This window comes from Shewanella sp. Isolate13, from assembly GCF_022398325.1.
GTDB lineage: Bacteria > Pseudomonadota > Gammaproteobacteria > Enterobacterales > Shewanellaceae > Shewanella.
This window is the reverse complement of record NZ_JAKEVD010000012.1, coordinates 23614-43019: the sequence shown is the minus strand read 5'-3', so window position 1 is coordinate 43019 and position 19406 is coordinate 23614. Positions and strand designations below refer to the sequence as shown.

10 protein-coding genes are annotated in these 19406 nt (G+C 45.4%); 8 read left to right on the top strand and 2 right to left on the bottom strand.

Annotation, left to right across the window (positions count from 1 at the left end; genetic code table 11):
* Nucleotides 1-143: 143 nt before the first annotated feature.
* Both feoB and L1D44_RS09945 read right to left on the bottom strand, forming a co-directional pair.
* The gene (gene feoB, locus L1D44_RS09950) at nucleotides 144-2438 is read right to left on the bottom strand and encodes a Fe(2+) transporter permease subunit FeoB (protein ID WP_239890289.1); all 2295 of its coding nucleotides are present in this window, start codon (nucleotides 2436-2438) and stop codon (nucleotides 144-146) included.
* A complete protein-coding gene (locus L1D44_RS09945; RefSeq protein WP_202721535.1) occupies nucleotides 2431-2670 on the bottom strand; it encodes a FeoA family protein in 240 nt (79 codons plus the stop codon). The genes feoB and L1D44_RS09945 overlap by 8 nt, the downstream gene beginning before the upstream one ends.
* Nucleotides 2671-3153: 483 nt before the next feature.
* On the opposite strand from L1D44_RS09945, the gene L1D44_RS09940 reads away from it, so the two are divergent.
* From L1D44_RS09940 to L1D44_RS09905, 8 genes are all read left to right on the top strand, one after another.
* Nucleotides 3154-4053, top strand: coding sequence for a DmsE family decaheme c-type cytochrome (locus L1D44_RS09940; RefSeq protein ID WP_239890371.1), 900 nt, complete (start codon nucleotides 3154-3156; stop codon nucleotides 4051-4053).
* A gap of 15 nt (nucleotides 4054-4068) precedes the next feature.
* Complete coding sequence (locus tag L1D44_RS09935; protein ID WP_239890287.1) at nucleotides 4069-6189, top strand: MtrB/PioB family decaheme-associated outer membrane protein; 2121 nt, start codon at nucleotides 4069-4071, stop codon at nucleotides 6187-6189.
* A gap of 74 nt (nucleotides 6190-6263) precedes the next feature.
* Nucleotides 6264-8177 carry an OmcA/MtrC family decaheme c-type cytochrome gene (locus tag L1D44_RS09930; RefSeq protein ID WP_239890285.1) on the top strand — a complete coding sequence of 638 codons (1914 nt, stop codon included), beginning with the start codon at nucleotides 6264-6266 and terminating at the stop codon, nucleotides 8175-8177.
* 121 nt (nucleotides 8178-8298) lie between these two features.
* Nucleotides 8299-10452: an OmcA/MtrC family decaheme c-type cytochrome gene (locus tag L1D44_RS09925; protein ID WP_239890283.1), complete on the top strand. Its 2154-nt coding sequence runs from the start codon at nucleotides 8299-8301 to the stop codon at nucleotides 10450-10452.
* Between the two features lie 529 nt (nucleotides 10453-10981).
* A complete protein-coding gene (locus L1D44_RS09920; RefSeq protein WP_239890280.1) occupies nucleotides 10982-13267 on the top strand; it encodes a hypothetical protein in 2286 nt (761 codons plus the stop codon).
* Nucleotides 13268-13742: 475 nt separating this feature from the next.
* Nucleotides 13743-15929: an OmcA/MtrC family decaheme c-type cytochrome gene (locus L1D44_RS09915; RefSeq protein WP_239890278.1), complete on the top strand. Its 2187-nt coding sequence runs from the start codon at nucleotides 13743-13745 to the stop codon at nucleotides 15927-15929.
* Between the two features lie 354 nt (nucleotides 15930-16283).
* Entirely contained in the window at nucleotides 16284-18296 is a 2013-nt protein-coding gene (locus L1D44_RS09910; RefSeq protein WP_239890276.1) for an OmcA/MtrC family decaheme c-type cytochrome, read from the top strand.
* A 113-nt stretch (nucleotides 18297-18409) separates the two neighbouring features.
* Nucleotides 18410-19396 (top strand): DmsE family decaheme c-type cytochrome, encoded by a 987-nt coding sequence (locus L1D44_RS09905; protein ID WP_239890274.1) that lies wholly within the window; start codon nucleotides 18410-18412, stop codon nucleotides 19394-19396.
* Nucleotides 19397-19406: the final 10 nt, after the last annotated feature.

The window sequence follows — 19406 nt, the reverse complement described above, 5'->3', positions numbered from 1 at the left end:
GACTAAAAACGCATAATCCTACAGATTCTGTAAAGGATCAACGACTGAGATTTAAAAACCTCTTCAGTGGCTATATTTATAGCGCAAAAAGCAGCGAATCATCGCTGCTTTTTATTATTTGATAACAGTATACGCTATTCGCGTTATTCAGTAATCACTTTAATGCCTGGAATGATAGTTTGGGTTTTCTTACCCTTATTCTTAAGCCAAACATAGAACACAACTAAAGCGATAGCGAAGAAGCCAATCCATAGGCTCGACTGCAATGGATGCTGAGCAAATGTCGCAGCTTGGTAGAACACGGTTGCGGTACCGTATGCTAAACCAAATGTCCAAAGCCCTGCAAATGCTGCCCAGCGTCCGCCAAATTCGTTAACTAATGCTCCCATAGCAGCCACACAAGGCGTATATAAGAGAACAAATAGCAGATAAGCAAATGCTGCAGTTACACCGGCAAAGCCAGCTTGTAGCGCGCTAAAGGTTGATGTATCAACTTCTAGCTCTTCTGATGCAGACTCTACAGACGATACATCACCGACAGAAATTGAAAGTGGATCTTCTGGAGCAATACCAAACAAATTCTCAGGAATGGTAGCTAATGCTTCACTAAAGGTGTCGCTCAATGGGGCCAACTCTTCATCACCAGCCCCGCCGTCTGAATATAAGCTGTTCAAGGTACCGACTACCGCTTCTTTGGCGAAGATACCTGTAATGATCCCCACTGTTGCAGGCCAGTTATCTTGCTCAACACCCATAGGTGAAAATAGCGGAGTTACTTTTTGACTCGCAACACTCAATACCGACTCTGAGCTATCTTCATGGCCAAATGAACCATCAACACCGATAGCGTTAACGAAGTTAAGTAAGGTCACCACGATCACAATGGTTTTACCAGCGCCCATAATAAAGCTCTTAGTGCGCTTGCCGGTACGTGCCATAACCGTCTTAAACTTTGGCTTCTCATAACTTGGCAACTCCATCACTACCGCGCTGCTTGAGCCTGGTAATAATGTGTTACGTAGCAATAAGCCTGTACCAATCGCGGCAAAAATACCGATGATGTATAACAAGAATACAAGGTTTTGGCCCGACTCAGGGAAGAAGGCTGCTGCAAATAGGGCATAAACTGGCAAACGTGCACCACAAGACATGAATGGCGCCATCATACCGGTCACAATACGCTCGCGCTCACTGCCTAGAGTACGTGTTGCCATAATAGCAGGTACTGAACAGCCGAAGCCGACAATCATAGGTACAAAGGCACGTCCTGGTAAGCCAATGCGGCGCATTAAGCCATCGACGACGAACGCTGCACGCGCCATGTAGCCAGAGCCTTCAAGCACTGACAACGCCAAGAATAAGGCTGCGATCACCGGAATAAAGGTAGCAACAGTTTGAATACCTTGCCCAACACCACCAGCAATAATGGTGACTAACCAAGTAGGTGAGCCTAAGCTCGTCATAAATGCGCCTAAGTGATCAACAAACAGCGCACCTGCGGTAATATCGAAGAAGTCGATAAAAGAACTGCCCACGTTAATACTAAACATGAACATCAAATACATAACGAATAGGAAAACAGGGATCCCCGCAATCGGGTGCAACACCAACTTATCGAGTTTATCGGTGAAGGTTTCGGCATTATCGCTCTGCACTGAGCCAGTAAATACTTGCTCAACGAAATTAAAACGAGTCGTTGCCACCATGATTTCAATATCTTTGCCTTGGCTAGACAGTGCTTGAGAGTATTGCTCAACCTCACTTGCCACTTGGCTGTTTTTACACTTGCCGCAGCCTAATCCATTTGCAAGCATCGCCAAGGCGCGCCCACGACTTAATTCAGGATCCTGAGACAGTAGATTCGATACAACAGATTCAATTTCTTTATCATACTCAAGAACCAATGGTGCTTCTGATACTTGGCCATCGAGTAGCGCAACAAACTGCTGCTTAACTTTTTCAATATCTTTAGGTTCACGTGAACAAACAGCAACGACTGGACAGCCCAACTCTTCGGTCATTTTAGCAATATCGATATGAATACCGCGCTCAATAGCTGCGTCAATCTTGTTTAATACAACCACCATTGGAATACCCAACTCACGTAGCTGTACCGTTAAATAAAGATGACGTTCAATATTGGTCGCATCGACTAAGTTGATGATACCGTCAATCGGTTGTTCGGCTAGATATTGCTGCGCAATCTGTTCGTCTAACGAACAGTCACAGCTATTGCCAGCAGGAAGAAGATCGTAAATACCAGGAAGATCCGTTAAGTAAACATCACTACCTTGCAATGCAAACTGTCCTGTTTTTTTCTCAACGGTTACACCAGACCAGTTACCAACTTGCTGATTAGATCCTGTTAATGCGTTAAATAACGTGGACTTACCCGCATTCGGGTTACCAACAGTAACGCAGTTAAATTGTTTATCCATTCGCTTTTTCAACCTCTATAATATCTGCCAAATCGCGACGCATGCATAACTTACTGCCGCGGATATCCAACTCAACACCTGATCCCATTGGTGCCCTGCGGATCAATGAGAATCGAGTATTTGGGGTGATCCCCATAGATAGCAGCTTACGCTTTACTACAGCAGGTAGGTCTATCTGACCCACTTGAGAAATTCTGGCAATATCGCCTGGACTTAATTCACTTAGCTTCATTCTGCATTCCACCTAATAACAGGGCTCGACTCTCTTTGAAATTGGTATTTATTCTAAAGGACACAAACGCGTAATAACTTTACCTAGATCAACATTTAGAACTGTAAACGATAATAATTTTCAATTGTGTTCGCCATTATGTGACAAAACTCTCAACTAATAAATGCATTAATTAAGAATGGTTATTATTTAACTAAGCTAATAATCGCCCCTTTTAATCGCTATCACGTGATCAAGATCACACATCAATGGCTAACTCCTTAAAAATCAGTCAACTCACAAAATAAACCCTTAAATATGTTATGGAATTGTCACAAATCTGTTCTATTATTCTATGTTAGTAATTTATGGAATTACTAATGTAGAGCTAAAGGGTTAAACATAACTAAAAATATCGCTTCTAAAAGCGAGTGGAGTGAGATGATGAGCAAGAACATGGGATGGTTCACAGGCGAACTTGTGCGCCTATTATTGCTTGCCTTTATGGTGACGAGTTTTACAACTATGGCAACGCCTTGGGATGACAAAGCTCCTCAGGAAGTTGAAGCGATACTCGATAAAAAGTTTGCTGAAGGTCAATACTCTCCTAAAGGCGCAGATTCCTGTTTAATGTGTCACCGCAAGAGCGAAAAAGTCATGGCACTGTTTGACGGCGTCCATGGCAGTGATGTTCAAGCCTCACCGATGGCTGATCTTCAATGTGAAGCCTGCCATGGCCCCATGGGCAAACATAACCGAGGTGGTAAGGAGCCAATGATAACCTTCGGTTCAAGCTCCCCCGTTCCCGCAGAAAAACAAAATAGCGTATGTATGAGCTGCCATAACGATGACCAGCGTATGGCTTGGGAAGGCAACCATCACGACAATGCCGATGTAAGCTGCGCAAACTGTCACCAAGTTCATACTGGCCACGACCCAATATCTGATAAAAACAAAGAGGTTGAGGTCTGCACCAGCTGTCACACTCAACAAAAAGCCGACATCAACAAACGTTCAGCTCACCCTCTCAAGTGGCAACAGATGGTGTGCAGCGACTGCCATAACGCTCATGGAAGTTTGGCCGATGCCAACCTTAAACAAATGAGCATTAACGAAAACTGTTACTCATGTCATGCGGAAAAACGCGGACCTAAACTTTGGGAGCACGCGCCCGTAACCGATAACTGTGCCACCTGCCATAATCCCCACGGCAGTGTTAACGAAGCCATGCTAAACAATAAGCCTCCGATGCTCTGCCAGCAGTGTCACGCATCGGTAGGCCATACATCTAATGCCGTCTTTGGCGGTAAACCTAATGCCTTTAACGCTGGGCAAAGCTGTATGAACTGCCATTCGCAAGTTCATGGCTCTAATCATCCATCTGGCAAGTTATTACAGCGCTAACAAGGAGTGGCCGTTATGTTTGGAATACATAAAAATATCAAAACAGGGCAGCAGTTCTCTGTGCTAGCGCTAGCGATCAGTGCCAGCATCTCCCCAGCGTTCGCCGATGGCTATGGGCTGCAAAATGCTAACAGAGTTAAAGCGGATACCAGTAAATGGGAATGTAAGCGTTGTACTACTGAAGTAGGCTTCAAAGGTACTGTCGGTATAGGTGCAGCGTATAATGATGCCACCGATATTCGCTTTGGAAATGCTACGGGGACTGATACCGATGGTGCTGTAGGACACTTAGAGGCAGATTTAATTAATAAGTCTGAATCTGGCTATGAAACACGCTTCACAGCTAACAATCTTGGCTATGATGCTGGCAGTGCTGCAATTGAAACGGGCCGGCCGGGGCAATATCAGATTGCACTGGGCTACCGCGGATTAGCTAATTACCACAGCAATTCAGCTCTAAGCCCTTATCTAAACAGTGGCGATAACCTCACTCTCCCGACCAATTGGCAAACGGGGGCAGTGACATCACAGATGCCGACTCTACTCGATGATATAAGAGAAGTTGAGCTAAAGACCCAAAGGGACCGTTTCTTGCTCGATGCCTTATATAAAGGCAGTTTTTACCAAGCCGATGTTAGTTATCAGCATGAGAAGAGAGAAGGCAAACGTGCATTTTCTGGCAATATCCTGACTAATAGCGCCATGCTTGCCGAGCCCATAGATGACACCACAGATGAACTTGGCGCAAAGATTTACTTCAACGGTAAGGGATGGTTAGTTGGAGTAGACTCAAGTTTTAGTCAGTATAAAAACGATCATAATTCGATTGTTTGGCAAAATGCTTTTAGCCCAACATTCGGTGCGGCTTACGCTGGTCAAAGTGCGGTGTCGCCAGACAATAAAGCCTATCGCATCGGAGCCAATGCCCAGCTCAGTGGCAACGGCCACCAAGTGCTCATGCATTTAGGTGTTGCAAGCTTTACCCAAGATGAGGCCTTCCTCCCAGCAACGATTAATGGTCCAAGTCCCACTCTGCCAACTGCAGATCTCGATGGTAAGGTCGATACCACTGACATGAAACTGAAGTACTCGGGCAGACTCCTACGGGGCTTAAGCGTAAGAGCGAGTTACGATTATTCAGATAGGGATAACAAGACAGCTCAGAGCCCCTACCCTCAAGTCATAACAGATAGCTACTACTCAGGAACGGCCGTTAATCCCGAGTACGATCGAACTAAGCAACAAGCAAAGCTCGGTGCAAAGTATCGATTCAGCCGCGCCGTTTATCTTGATGCGGGCTATCAGTATGACCATAACGACTTTAGTGACTTAGACAGGGACTCTCTAAAACAGAATGGGGTCTTCGCTAAGTTTAACTATAATATTTCACCGTCTTGGTCTGCTTGGCTTAAGGCAGAGTATAAAGATAGAACCGGGAGTCGCTATAAGGCTATAGACGCCACAGCGAGTCTAAGCAACCCATACTTAAGAAAGTCATACCTCGCAGACAGAGAGCGTCAAGAGTACCGACTCAGTGTTAATTACAACCCAGCGTCAGCGTTTTCGGCAAGTGCAAACGCTTATGTCAGCAATGATGATTATGACGATACGCTAGTCGGACTCACTGAAGTCGACACACAAGGCTACGATATCTCGGCTAACTATCTATTTAGCGAAAACTTCAGCGTCAACGCTTACCTCAACCAAGATTGGCGTGATAGTGACCAAGCTGGTAGCAGTAACTTTAGTTTACCAAACTGGTATGCCAATACCGATGAAACATCAACCTTAGTCGGCGTTGGTTTCGATTACTTACAGCTTTTAGATAACAAGCTGGATCTGGGTTTAGATTATAGTTATTCAGACGGTCAGAGTGATACCGAAATCACCCAAGGTTTAACTTCACCATACGGCGACTATTTTGCCGAAACCCATAACATTAATGCATTCGCCAAATATCAACTTGGCGAGAAAATGGCATTACGTTTTGATTGGATATTTGAAAACTATAAAGATTCTGATTGGCTAAACCAGGGGTTAACGGTCGACTCAATCCCCAACGTCTTAACGTTTGGCGATCTAAGCCACAATTATAGTGCCCATTATGTTGGCCTAACATTTAGCTACGAACTATAGGTTTGAACGAGTAACAGCAGCCTTGAGCTACGAGCAACAGCCAAGTCAATAAAAAGGAATTCAAGGACATCAATATGAAACGAGTCACTCAATCACTAATAGTAAAAAGTATTCCTCTTGCGCTAATAGCCATATTGGCCGGTTGTGGTGGAGACGATGGTAAACCTGGTAACCCTGGCGAACCCGGAGGCCCACCAGCGAGCGAAATTAATAGTCTAAATATCACGGTAAATGAGGTGCTACTGGACTCAGGTGTTGCAACGGTCAATTACCGCATTACTAATGAAGCCGATGAACCCGTGGTCGGTATTTCATCGACAACTTATCTTGCAGCGCAGCTTCTGCCTCAAGGCTATACCAATGCAGGCAATGCCAGTCAGTGGCAGTACTTTACATCAGAGTCCTGCTCCAGCAGCTGCGATGGTGAGTTTATCGATCATAAGAACGGTAAATACAGCTATACCTTTAGCGGTTCGTTCGATGGTATGAATGACATTAGCTTTATCCCCGGAGCCACTCAGCGTGTGGTGATCAAAGTTGGCGGCGACAGCCTCCCCGACGGAACCGACTTACCTATCACTAATCAACATTTTGATTGGCAAGATAATGGCAGCGAGCCAGCCTACACCCGTAACCTCATAGAAATGGCTACCTGTAATACCTGCCATAACGACTTAGCTTTTCATGGCAGCAAGTATAATGAAGTAGAGACCTGTGTCACCTGCCATAACAGCGATAGGGTTAGCAACCCTGGTAACGTGTTCGCGCCAATGGTTCACACCAAACACCTTTCAGGATTTCCAGTCTCACTCGCTGACTGTCAAACTTGTCACGTAGCCGATGAAGCCCTAACAGAGAATATGAACTGGGCACGCGTTCCCACGATGGAAGCCTGTGGCAGCTGCCACACCAATATAGACTTCCCAAGCGGTCAAGGTCACCCGACTCAAGTTGATAACAGTAACTGCGTTGCCTGTCACAACTCCGACTGGACCATGAGTGCACACAGCCAAGAAGACACAGATGAGTTACTTGGACAGTTCCATGTTGAAGTTATCAGTGCCGAACTCGCTGGCGATGCCGTTAACTTCTCCATTCGCTTATCCAATCCTGCAACGAATGAGGTCTATAGCGATAGTGCCGATAAGCTTAACTTTATTAATGATCTACGTGTTTATGCTAACTGGGGGATAAGCGTTGACTATACTACGCGCAGTGCTAGATCGATAAAGCTACAAGATACAAGCCCCATATCGGGTAGTAATGGTGTTTACCATTATCAAATTGCCGGCCTCACTTTAAGTGCTGATCCAGCAACAGATAAAGGTACCCTCGCTATTCAAGGTAAACTTTGCAACGATAAGGCAATGTTGACCGACTGCGAAAGCACCGACTCAACCACCACCATCAAGTCAAGCCATCAGTTCTTTAGTGCAACGGCCATAACGGAGCTTGGACGTAGAGTCGTTGTGACCAATGAGACCTGTGGCAGTTGCCATGGTGACCAACAATTAAATTATCACGGTTCACGCAACGATCTAGAGGGTCAATGTCAGCTCTGCCACAACCCCAATATGGTCGCTAATGCAACGGCAGCAAACCCTGCAGCATCGACAGCGGATTATAAGCATCTTGCCCATACGCTCCATGCAGGCTCTCGAGAGAGTTATCCAGACATTAACTATCCAGGCAATATAGGTAATTGCGCCCAGTGTCACACCACTGATGAGGCCGGAGTATTAACTGCAGCCCTACCTCTTAGCAGCGCTGTGCAACCGCTCGCTTTTAACGATGGCACCTTTACCAGCCCCGCTTCGGCAATCTGTAGCGCCTGCCATTTAGGTGATTCTGCAGTAGCACACATGACCCAACAAGGCGGCGTATTTAAAGGTACAGAGGCCGATGCCACAGCTGGAACAGAAAGCTGCGCAACGTGCCACGGCCAAGGCGCTGCGGTCGATGTATTAAAGGTTCACCCTATAAAATAATAAAACGAGTAGGCCTAAACCTATTACTTTAGGCCTAAATTATTCTGTGATGAGAAACGATTTGTGACGTAAAGCAACTAGTTACAAAAATAATTAGTGACAAACAATGGAACGCATAATTATGGATAGGAAAACTAGACACTTAAAATTAAGTTTAATTGCGCTCACCGCATCGGCTCTGCTTTTTGGCTGTAGCGATGGCAATGATGGTGCCGATGGTAAAGATGGTGTCGTTGGCGTTAATATTGACTCGACCTCTAGCGTTCAAGCGCAATTTACCGAAGCCTCGGTAACGGATGGAACAGTTACAGTTAACTTCAACCTAGAAAATGCTAACGGTGTTGCGGTACTAGGCCTAAATAAAGACTATGACTTACGCTTTGGTATTGCTCAACTTGCTAAGGTCAGTGAAACCATCGACGAAGTCGAATACGATCGAGGTTATCAATGGCAGGCGTATATTAATGTTCTAAAAGAACCCGCTACGCCACCGGATGACACCAGCGATCTAACCCCTTCCCCGCAGTATCAAGCAAATGTTGAGAAAGCAGGAGATTGTGATGACTGCTTAGTGGATAATGGTGATGGTAGCTATAGCTACACCTTCCAACAAAACATTGCGAATGTCACTGAGCCGCTCACTATCACCTATGGTGAAGACAACACCCACAGAGCGACATTAGAGCTTAAACTGCCTCAGGCCACGGCAAATGCACACCATGATTGGCAGCCCTCGACTGGTGCGACTACCGATATTCAAACTCGCAATGTAGTAACTATTGAAACCTGTTACACCTGTCACCAACCAGAAAGTCTCGAGCTTCACGGTGGACGACGTATTGCGTTAGCTAACTGTGCAAGTTGCCATACCTCAACCTCGGGCGATCCTGAAAGTGGTAACAGTGTCGATTTCACCTATATGATCCATGCGATTCACAAAGGTCAAGATAGAGAAACCAGCACGCCAGATGGCATGGTGCCAGCCCCCTATAAAATTGTCGGTTACGGTGGCAGTGTGCATGATTATGGCAAGGTGATGTTCCCGCAAAAACCAGCTGCCAACTGTGCTTCATGCCATGTTGAGGGCGAAGGCGCACCAGCTAATGCTGACCTGTTTAAAGCAGAGTTGAGTAACACGGCTTGTGTTGGCTGTCATACCGAAAAACCATCGCAAAACCATAGCAGCACAAACTGTATGGCATGCCATAACTCAACCGATACTTACCCTGGAACCGGCAGTGCAGAGAAACGTCATGGCGATGTCTTAAAGGCATATGTTGAAGCTGAGGCCATGGGCGTGATGTTCAGCAATGTAGGCCTTGATGGTAACGGCAAGCTTAAGTTTGACGTACAAATCCAAGATAGTAGCGGCGCAGCTGTGGGTTCTGAGTTTATCGAAACGGGAACCCGTGTTGTGGTCGCTTGGGATACGGATAAAGACTTCCCAGCATATAGCGATGCCTCATACAGCCAGCGCCGATTTAAGTTATCAGACGGTAGCTATGACGCCGCAACCAAAGTGTTCACCATCACTGGCACAACCTTTGATATGCCGGATAATGCTGATGGCAAGACCTTCGAGTTATGGTCTGCGGTTGAAGTTTGCTTTAATAACGGAGGTTATGCGGTCGCAGAGATCAAGATGACTGAGTGCTCTGACAGAACACGCTCGGTTGCCGTTAAAGAAGCTCCTTATCGCTTTGTATGGTCAGGTACAGGTGTCGATGACACCATGCAGGCTGCAATGCGCCGCTCAATTATTGATGCCGCTAAGTGTCAGAGTTGCCACAACCAAGAAAACTATCATTACAACAATGGCTATAACTGTCAGACCTGTCATACATCAGATAAGCCAACAAAAGAGTCTGTAAGAGGGTCTGGCGAATACGATAAGGCAACAAGCTACGCATACAAGGCTCATGAAGCCGATGGCCATTATCTCAAGTATGCAGGCGTTCAGTCAGGCACGGTACTCAAAACGGATTGTTCAACCTGCCATACTGAAGACGGTATTCAGCTTGGACGAGCCCCCGACAGGGTATGGAACTATCCTAACTTAGATACTAAGGAACAAGCTGGTATTTGGGTATCTTCAGATGCAGGCGCTTGCCTAAGCTGTCACCAGAAGTACTTAAGCGACTCTGGAGCAAACCATATCGTTGCTAATGGGGGGATTTTAGATGGTATGAGTGCCGATGATGCTCGAGGGCGTGCAGCCGAAGCGTGCGCAACGTGTCACAACCCAGCGCAGTTAATGGAAATTCACGGCAACTAACGACTATCTTTGAAATAGTTGTTCACTAAAAAGGAGGCTTAAGCCTCCTTTCTTATGGCTTATCGCTACCCTTTTCTTATTCTTACCAAGACTAATCTTCACACTAACAACAAACCTACCCAACACGAACCGACCATAACCGCAATACCCGCACAACACCTGCACAACACCTGCACAACACCGCCAGTCAAAATGTAAATCACATGTTAGTAATTCAAATTGGTATGCCTTAGCCATTTTGATTTACATCAACTCATTATCCAAATTAGCCTCCCTAATTAAGTTTGTATTAAGATTAGCCAGCTCAAAATTAATACAAACTTAAAGCCTAGCCCCCAATAAAAATAAGTCTTTGTAATTAAAGTGGATTAACACTCTTTAACACCATCCCCTCCCACTAACGACCCAGCTCACATTTACCCTTTTCATCTAAAAAGCAACTACCTCTTTAGAGTAAGATCTTGTTGAGGAACCCCCTCATGCTTAAGAGGTATAAACCTCACGGCAGATAAAACCTATGCAGGGAAAAATGATGATGAATCAAAATAAAATTAAACATGCTGTCAAATCAGCCATTAGCCTAAGTATACTCTCAGTAGCACTTGCAGGTTGTGGCAGTGATGGCAAAGATGGCGAAGACGGTAAACCGGGTGAAATTGCAGTAAATATTAATGATGTTACAGCAGTCAAAACCGAAGTAGACCTCGCAAGCTATGATGATGTGAGCGGTACTCTTACCGTTGATTTTTACCTCACCAACCTCAACGGAGTTGCAGTTACGGGCTTAGAAGAACTCACTGACCCTCTACGCCTTAGTTTTGGTCGTATGGGTACTCGTGCTGAAGCATTCCTACCCTATGATATTGTCGACTCAGATGGCAATAGTGTCACAGTAAGCTCTCGTGGAGATGGAGAGCGCGACATTTGGTTATCGTACCGTAATAAGTCAAAAGATGATTTAGTCACTGGTACTGATAACTGGCGTCCAAACCGTAACTGTCCAGACGGCGAGCAGTGCTTAGAATACCTTGGCGCAGGTAAGTATCGAATTACCGCTCCAGAAGTCATTAATACACAAGGTTTAGATTACGGTTATGATGCCACACAAGTCCAAGGGATCTACTTGATGACTTACGGTGCAGGCGCTAATAAAGTTAAAAACGTTGAAGCTTATTATTGGGAGCCAGCTACTGAGCGTCCAGTTAGCTCGCCAAAGTCGGTATTAGAAAACCAGACATGTACTAGCTGTCACATCGGCGATGAGCACATTCGCCATGGTAACTACGGTAATACTGCTGACGGCTGTCTTTTCTGTCATACCGACTACACGCAATACGCTGGCACGGGTATTGATGATGAAGGTAATGAAATCAACTTTACTATTGACGGTTCAATTAAAGGTTTAGCGCACGCTATTCATACTGGCGCAACTGAATCTGACCGCCGCGACATGGCCAAATTTGGCACCGTTATAGGAAATGCCGCAAAGAACCCTGTTTTTGGTTACAAATATGACCGAGCAGCACAAATTGATGAAGATGGTAACCCTTTAAAGCCGCTTAACTACCCTGCCGTTACTGCAAGCTGTGAAAGCTGTCATGTCCAGTACACCGAGACAGAAGAAACACTGCCTGAAAGCGTCACTGTTCATGCACTTGATTGGTTCAAAGATATGGATGCAGACAGCTGCCAATCTTGTCACGGCGATTACCATTATGGTGGACGTACAACAACTGATGACACAGGTGTTTCATATGTAGGTTGTGTAGACTGTCACTCATCAACTGATGGCAACACTCGTGGTGGCGCATTCCGTCACTTTGCGGGTCATGAAAAAGACAGCCGTGAGTCAGCAATAGAAGCAGGCAAGTTAATCGAAACCCTGTACAGCAACATTGTCTGGAATACTGATACATCAGAACTTAGCTTCACAGTAAACCTAATGATGGGCGAGCAAGCTGTTACAAATGCTCATACACCTAGAGTTTCAGTATATGCTAACGCTGTAGATGCGACACAACCAGATGCTTTCCTTGCATCGCGTCCAAGTGCAACCGTCACACCTAATGCAGATGGAAGCTTTGCTGTCACCGTCGATGCAACAGGCACAAGCTATACACTACCTGCTCTAGCAGATGCTATTAATAACGGTGCAGATCTTGCCCTCTCAGCAAGCTTCAGTGCATGTTTTAAGAATAAAGAATCAACTTTGGTTGAACTTGATACTGAAGGAAACTGTTCTGGTATTTTAAGTGCCAATGCTGCAACAACTGAGTTCTTAAAACTTGATGGCTCACAAGGCGCTGAGCGCGCAAGTGCCGTAAGTTACGATAATTGTACTAGTTGCCATAACAACGACATGGTTGTTCGTCGTGGTGCACCACATTACCGTAATGCAGATCTTCATACCTGTGCCCAGTGCCATGAAGCTGGTGATTACAACAGCATGATCGTGCGCGTTCACGGCACATTTGGCAAAGCCCATGGCCGCGAAGATGTGCAGCCCCTAGTTGATACCAAGACCTGTAGTGCTTGTCATGATGATAGCAACTATAGCTTAGAGAATGCACGTTCAACGCCTATGCGTTGGAACCGTAAAGATGAAACATTCTCTAGCCCACAAGCTGGTGTTTGTGCGTCATGTCACGTATCAGAAAGCTACCAAGATAGTGCGAAAATCAATTCTACCAAGTCACACATCGAAAGTATGGGTGGTATTGTCGCCGGTACTCATGAAGATGCTCAAATGGCCAATGAAACTTGTCTAACTTGCCACAATGCTGAAAAGGTTGCCGAGAATCATATGCTAAAATAGTCGTTCATTTAGGTAGTATCATTTGCCTTTTACGATTAGTTTTTAGTTTATAAATTTAAGTTAAGTCAACAAAACGGGAAGTTAATCTTCCCGTTTTTTTTACCCCTAAAAGCTAAATCTCTTCGTCAACAATTCAGACACTATGTATGTAATGCATAAAGAAAAAACATCTAAATAAACAGACTAAAACTTGGACACAAAACAAACAACAACTACGCAACAAATGATATTTCATCTACGAACAATTCTTAATCGATAATTAAATTAGTCCTAAAAACACACTTTTCTGACTACCTCTAAAGAAATAGTCTGACCTTAATCACATAAAGGGGCTAAAACACCTGCTAAATATCTCCCTGTTAGATAGCCTTAGAGTTGGAAATAAAATTCCACACACTAATTGCAGCGAGGTGAGAATAATTCTCATAAAAGACCTGCAGTTAGTGATGATTAAAAACTATTGCAGGGACATAAAATGATGAACAAATTTAATCTAAGCGCTGCTTCAAAAGCATTGCTTACAGCCGGATTGCTATCACTAGCAGTTACTGGCTGTAGCGGTGATGATGGAAAAAATGGTGAAGATGGTAAGCCAGGTCCAGTTGGCAAGCCTATCGGTGCAGTATCACAAGTAAAAGCTGACATCACTTCAGCAAGTGTGAGCGAAGACGGCTTCCTAACAGTAAACTTCAATCTAGCTGACGCTAACGGCGCAGCTGTATTTGGTTTACAGCAAAATGATATTGGTGCAGTTTCTTTCGGCCGTATGGGTAACGAAGACGAAGTCGGCACTACTGATATTGAAGGTTCACCACGCGAAATCTGGTTGAGCTACTTCAACAAAGATAAAGGTGAAGGCCACTACACAGGCTCATCATACTTCCAAGGTAAAAACTGCGAAGACTGCCTAACTGACAACGGCGACGGCAGCTACACATTAGTATTAAACAAAGCTGTTGATACTTTAGATAAATATGCATTTGACGCGGATGCAACAAGCGGCATCTATTTAGGCGTAAAATCTGCAAACGATGCAGGCTCAACCCTAGTAGACAATAGTTTCTTCTACTGGCAACCAAGTTCTGACACAGCTCAGGACAAGCCAAAGGCTGTTATCGCCAACGAAACATGTCAATCTTGTCACCGTCCAGGTCAAGATGGTGCATTAGCGCTACATGGCGGCAAACACGTTACCCTTGAGTCTTGTACTTTCTGTCATGCAGACTACAACACTTACATGAAGCAAGACAAAGATGAAGACGGCAATGCTGTTGGCGAACCATACCAGTTCGATGGTTCAATCAAGGGTATGGCTCACGATATTCACAGCCACTCTTACTATAACGGTATCTACCCACAGTCAGCTTCAAACTGTCTAACTTGTCACCAGCCTGATGAAAATCTAGCAATGGCTGACGCTTGGAAAGGCGATATCGATACTGCGACTTGTATGAACTGTCACAACAGCCCATACGCAGTACCAAGCTGGCATTGGGATCCAGATAACAACCAGATCCAAGAAAGCAAAAAGAACTGTGTAAGCTGCCACAACGACCCTGACGGTTACCGTGGTGCAGAGCGTGGTCACTATGCTGAAAACGACAATGCACAAGCTGCTGTGACTAAAGTTACCTTTAACAGCATGAGCTATGATGCAGCGTCTAAGACTGTTGTTGCTAACATGACTGTCACTAACGGTGACACCACTGTTACGCTTGCACAGATCGATCCTAGCCCATACAAATATGGTGGATACACCAGCGCAATCGTATTTAACGGTGTTGTAGACGATGACTTCGTTGTTAATTACCAAAAAGTTGGCTACGACAAGTTCGCTGCCGGCGCTGAAGGCTCTATCGATGTGACCTTTACTGACGCTGACTATAAAGTTGCTGAAGTAATGGAAACTGAAGGTGTTAAAGCCGCGCTAAGCAGCCAGCTACACGTTTGTTTTGACGGTAAAGGTGCTGTAGAAGACTGTAAAGAGGCTACTGATGGTTCAATTTCTAACTCTGGCCCATATGCAGTATCTGATACGTTCTACTTCGAAGTAGATGGCACTAAAGTTGAAGATACTCCACGTGTACAACACGCTGCAATGACTGACTGTCAGCAGTGTCACACTACCGACATCAAGCACCGCTTCAGCAACGATATGGACGGCTGTGCAACTTGTCACAACGGTACTCGCGACAAGAAAGGTACAGGCTCATCTAACCTAGCTTATATCGTTCATAGCAAGCACTACCTATACGACAGCTCTGGAAAGATGTTCTTCAAGAAAGCTGAGTGTCAGGCGTGTCACGGTGAAGATGGCTTCTCGCTAAGCAAGATCAAAGGCGATGCTGCTCCTGTTGCATTCGGTAAAGAAAACCTAGGTACTGATGCTGAAGGCAAGACTATTTGGGGTGAGCAGCTTGTTGTCTCTCCACAAACTGCGGCTTGTGTAAGCTGTCACCAGGCGCCATACGCGCTAGATAGCTCTGCAGCTTCACACATTCAGTCAATGGGCGGTATCTTAGTTCAAGAAGGTGCATCTCTATCAACACTAGGTATCCCAGCCTCTGAGTACGAAGCATTAGATGTACAAGAGACTTGTGCGACTTGTCATAAAGATGCTGCACTACTAGACGCTCACTCAAACTGGGGCAGCAGCCACTAAGCTGTTACTCCCTTAGTTAGATTCTAGTACCAAAAAGGGAGGCTTAGCCTCCCTTTTTAATAGCAAGCGTTAACAACAAGCTCTGAAAACTTTTATTACATTTATCACGTATATAAGTTCAAATTTTTCAACTTTTAGCCAGTTCCCCCCCTCCCCCTAATACCTCTTTAGAAATAGGCAGATCCAGGTCACATCTTGACACCTGTTATGCAGATTTTAACCCTACATTACGTTAGCCTTTCATTGGGGAATCTTATTTCCAGCATTGACTTAAGCGGCAATTAAAAAATTACAGTCGGCCTCACTAAATTGAGCCACACGCCTAAGACAGTGCCAAACCTATGCAGGGAAAAAATGATGAATACAAACAAATCTAAAATAGCGCTGCTTCTAGCAGCAGGTGCTGTCTCTATGGCCCTAACAGGCTGTGGTGGCGACGATGGTAAAGACGGTAATCCAGGCAACCCAGGTGGCCCAGCTGCTGATTACATCAACACGCTAAATCTAAAAGTGACCGATGTCACTTACGCAGATGGCGTTCCGACAATCAATGTGTTTGCGACAAACGAAGAAGACCTACCTGTTGTTGGTCTAACTGCGCTTGAAGTGAAAAAAGTTGTACAGCTTATCCCACAAGGCGCTACAGGTGCGGGTAACAGTGCTGAATGGCAATACATTGGTTCACAAAAAGAGTTTGTTGACCAAAAGAATGGTAACTATAGCTTCACTATTCCAGTTGAAGGCTACAACTCTGAGCTGACTCAGCGTTATAACATCATCGCCAGTGCTTCGACTCTCGCCGATGGCGAAACAACCGTGCCACGCACCGAGGTGTCTCAAGATTTCTCAGGCGAAGGCTATGAAGCGACTTACACTAAAGATGTTGTTGCAACCGCTAGCTGTAACTCATGCCACGCTGAAGGTAAGAAAATCTACCACAGTTATACTTCTTCAGAAACTTGTGCAGCATGTCATACCCAAGAGATGGCAGATAGTAAAGGCAAGCCACAGGTTGCATACAATCACTTAATCCATAACGTACATAACGACGCTAAGATGTACGGCAGAAACATGGACAAGAGTGCAGAAACAGCTAACTCTATCGTGCAAGACAATTGTACGACTTGTCACGTAGCACCAACAGAAGGCAGCGATGAGCTAGGCGAATGGGGCAACTGGTCACGTGTTCCAACCATGGAAACTTGTACAAGCTGTCACACTGGCATCGATTTCATTGCTGGTAAAGGCCACTCACAACAAGCAGACAACTCAAACTGTATCGCTTGTCATAACGCGAGCTGGACTGAAGAGATCCACACTGAAGGCTTCGTTCAAAAGAAAGCCTTCGTCGAGCAGTATGGTATGGAAACAAGTTTAACCGCTGCTGCAATTGATGCAGGTAGTGAGACGACGTTAAGTGTGACCATTACTGATGCAGCTGGTACTGCGATTGATGCAACGACTTTTATTGGCAATATTAAGCAACTAGAAGCAATCACTAACGTTGGCCCTAACTACCCAATTATGGGTTACAACAACAACCCTATCAATGGCGAACATAAAGTTCTTATTAACCTAGTCAAAGATGGCGCGTTATCTGTTGATCCAAAAGTTGAAATTATTGATGGTAAGTTCGTTACTGTGATTAAAGATCTTCCATATGGTGAAGGTGACGAAGATACCGCATTTAGCTTTATCGGCCTGTCTCTTTGCAACGATGGTACAACCGCAGTTAAGTGCGAAGAGGGTGTATCACACACCAGTATGAAGGCAGCGATGGCTCACGGCACGCTATCTGGTGAAGCAGCAAGTGTACGTCATACAGACTCTGTTAACATCAAAGCTTGTGAAAGCTGTCATGGCACTGAGTGGCCTTTAAATAGCCATACTAAGTACCATGCAGGCTTTGTGATGACTGAGCAACTTGGCCGTGAAGTAAACGGTGAAATGGTTGTCGGCGTAGATGGCTGTGTTACTTGTCACACTCCTGATGGTACCTATGCTAGCGGTGCAAACATGGGCGCGTTAGAGATGAAAGTACATAAGGTTCATAGCGCAGGTGATTACGCAGCAATTGCAGGCATGACTTGTGACCAGTGTCATAACGACCTAAACCTTGATGCATTCAAGAAGAAAGGCGCTTTGGCTACAGCTGGCGGAGCATATTCAACACCTATCGCTGCGACTTGTATGTCTTGTCATACCTATAGCGACGAGTCTCTAAACAAGTTTAAGGCTCACGTTGAAGGCCAAGGCGCAATCGTTAATAGCTTTGATAAGCAAGCTGTTAGTGATGCTGCACAACTAGAGACCTGTTTCTTCTGCCACAAGCCAACTGCAGACGATCACACTTCTGTGAAGATGTAATTTGCGCAACGCTTAATGACTCAAGTCGTTATCAATTGAGTTACTGAGTTTTGAAAACGGGGGAGCCTCTCCCCCACTTTCTCTTCAAAATTGTGCAAGTTTAGGAAGCTATTATGAAGATCACTAAAAGATTAAAAACCCTACTACCGGCCTTAATGGCATCGGCGGTACTTTCACTTGGTTTCGCTCAGACGGCTACGGCTTCTAAGTGGGACGCCAAGATGACTCCTGATGAAGTCGAAGCGACACTGGATCAGAAATTTGCCGAAGGTAAATACTCACCTAAAGGTGCTGACTCTTGCCTTATGTGTCACCGCAAGTCTGAAAAAGTGATGGACCTATTCAAAGGCGTTCACGGCTCTGTAGACTCAAGCAAAAGCCCAATGGCTGGCCTTCAGTGTGAAGCGTGTCACGGCCCTATGGGTAAACATAACCGTGGCGGTAACGAGCCGATGATCGCTTTTGGCCCAGACTCAACTCTGGCACCAGAGCTGCAAAACAGTGTTTGTTTGAGCTGTCATAAAGACGACAAGCGTATGGATTGGAATGGTGGCCACCATGACAATGCAGACGTTGCCTGTGCTTCTTGTCACTCAGTGCACACAGCTAAAGATCCTGTGCTATCTAAGAACACCGAAATGGAAGTGTGTACCAGCTGTCATACTCAGCAAAAAGCTGACATGAACAAGCGTTCAAGCCACCCAATGAAGTGGGCGCAAATGGTGTGTAGCGATTGTCACAATCCACACGGCACCATGAGCGATGCAGATCTTGTTAAGCCTAACGTTAATGAAACCTGCTACTCATGCCATGCGGAGAAGCGCGGCCCAAAACTGTGGGAGCATGCACCCGTTACTGAAGACTGTGTGACATGCCACAACCCACATGGAAGCGTTAACGAAGGTATGCTTAAGACTCGTGCTCCACAGCTATGTCAACAGTGCCACTCTTCTGCTCACAGCGGTCAAGCACTCTTTGGCAACACAGCTCAAGGTTCAACTGTCGGCGGCAATGCCATGACAGGCGGCCGTAGCTGTCTGAACTGTCATAACCAGATCCATGGTTCAAACCATCCATCTGGCAAGCTACTGCAGCGCTAACGGAGACGAG

Coding starts and splice junctions, on each gene's coding strand:
- L1D44_RS09935 (WP_239890287.1), top strand. CDS start 4,069: ATGTTTGGAATACATAAAAATATCAAAACAGGGCAGCAGTTCTCTGTG.
- L1D44_RS09945 (WP_202721535.1), bottom strand. CDS start 2,670: ATGAAGCTAAGTGAATTAAGTCCAGGCGATATTGCCAGAATTTCTCAA.
- L1D44_RS09905 (WP_239890274.1), top strand. CDS start 18,410: ATGAAGATCACTAAAAGATTAAAAACCCTACTACCGGCCTTAATGGCA.
- L1D44_RS09910 (WP_239890276.1), top strand. CDS start 16,284: ATGATGAATACAAACAAATCTAAAATAGCGCTGCTTCTAGCAGCAGGT.
- L1D44_RS09925 (WP_239890283.1), top strand. CDS start 8,299: ATGGATAGGAAAACTAGACACTTAAAATTAAGTTTAATTGCGCTCACC.
- L1D44_RS09920 (WP_239890280.1), top strand. CDS start 10,982: ATGATGATGAATCAAAATAAAATTAAACATGCTGTCAAATCAGCCATT.
- feoB (WP_239890289.1), bottom strand. CDS start 2,438: ATGGATAAACAATTTAACTGCGTTACTGTTGGTAACCCGAATGCGGGT.
- L1D44_RS09915 (WP_239890278.1), top strand. CDS start 13,743: ATGATGAACAAATTTAATCTAAGCGCTGCTTCAAAAGCATTGCTTACA.
- L1D44_RS09930 (WP_239890285.1), top strand. CDS start 6,264: ATGAAACGAGTCACTCAATCACTAATAGTAAAAAGTATTCCTCTTGCG.
- L1D44_RS09940 (WP_239890371.1), top strand. CDS start 3,154: ATGGTGACGAGTTTTACAACTATGGCAACGCCTTGGGATGACAAAGCT.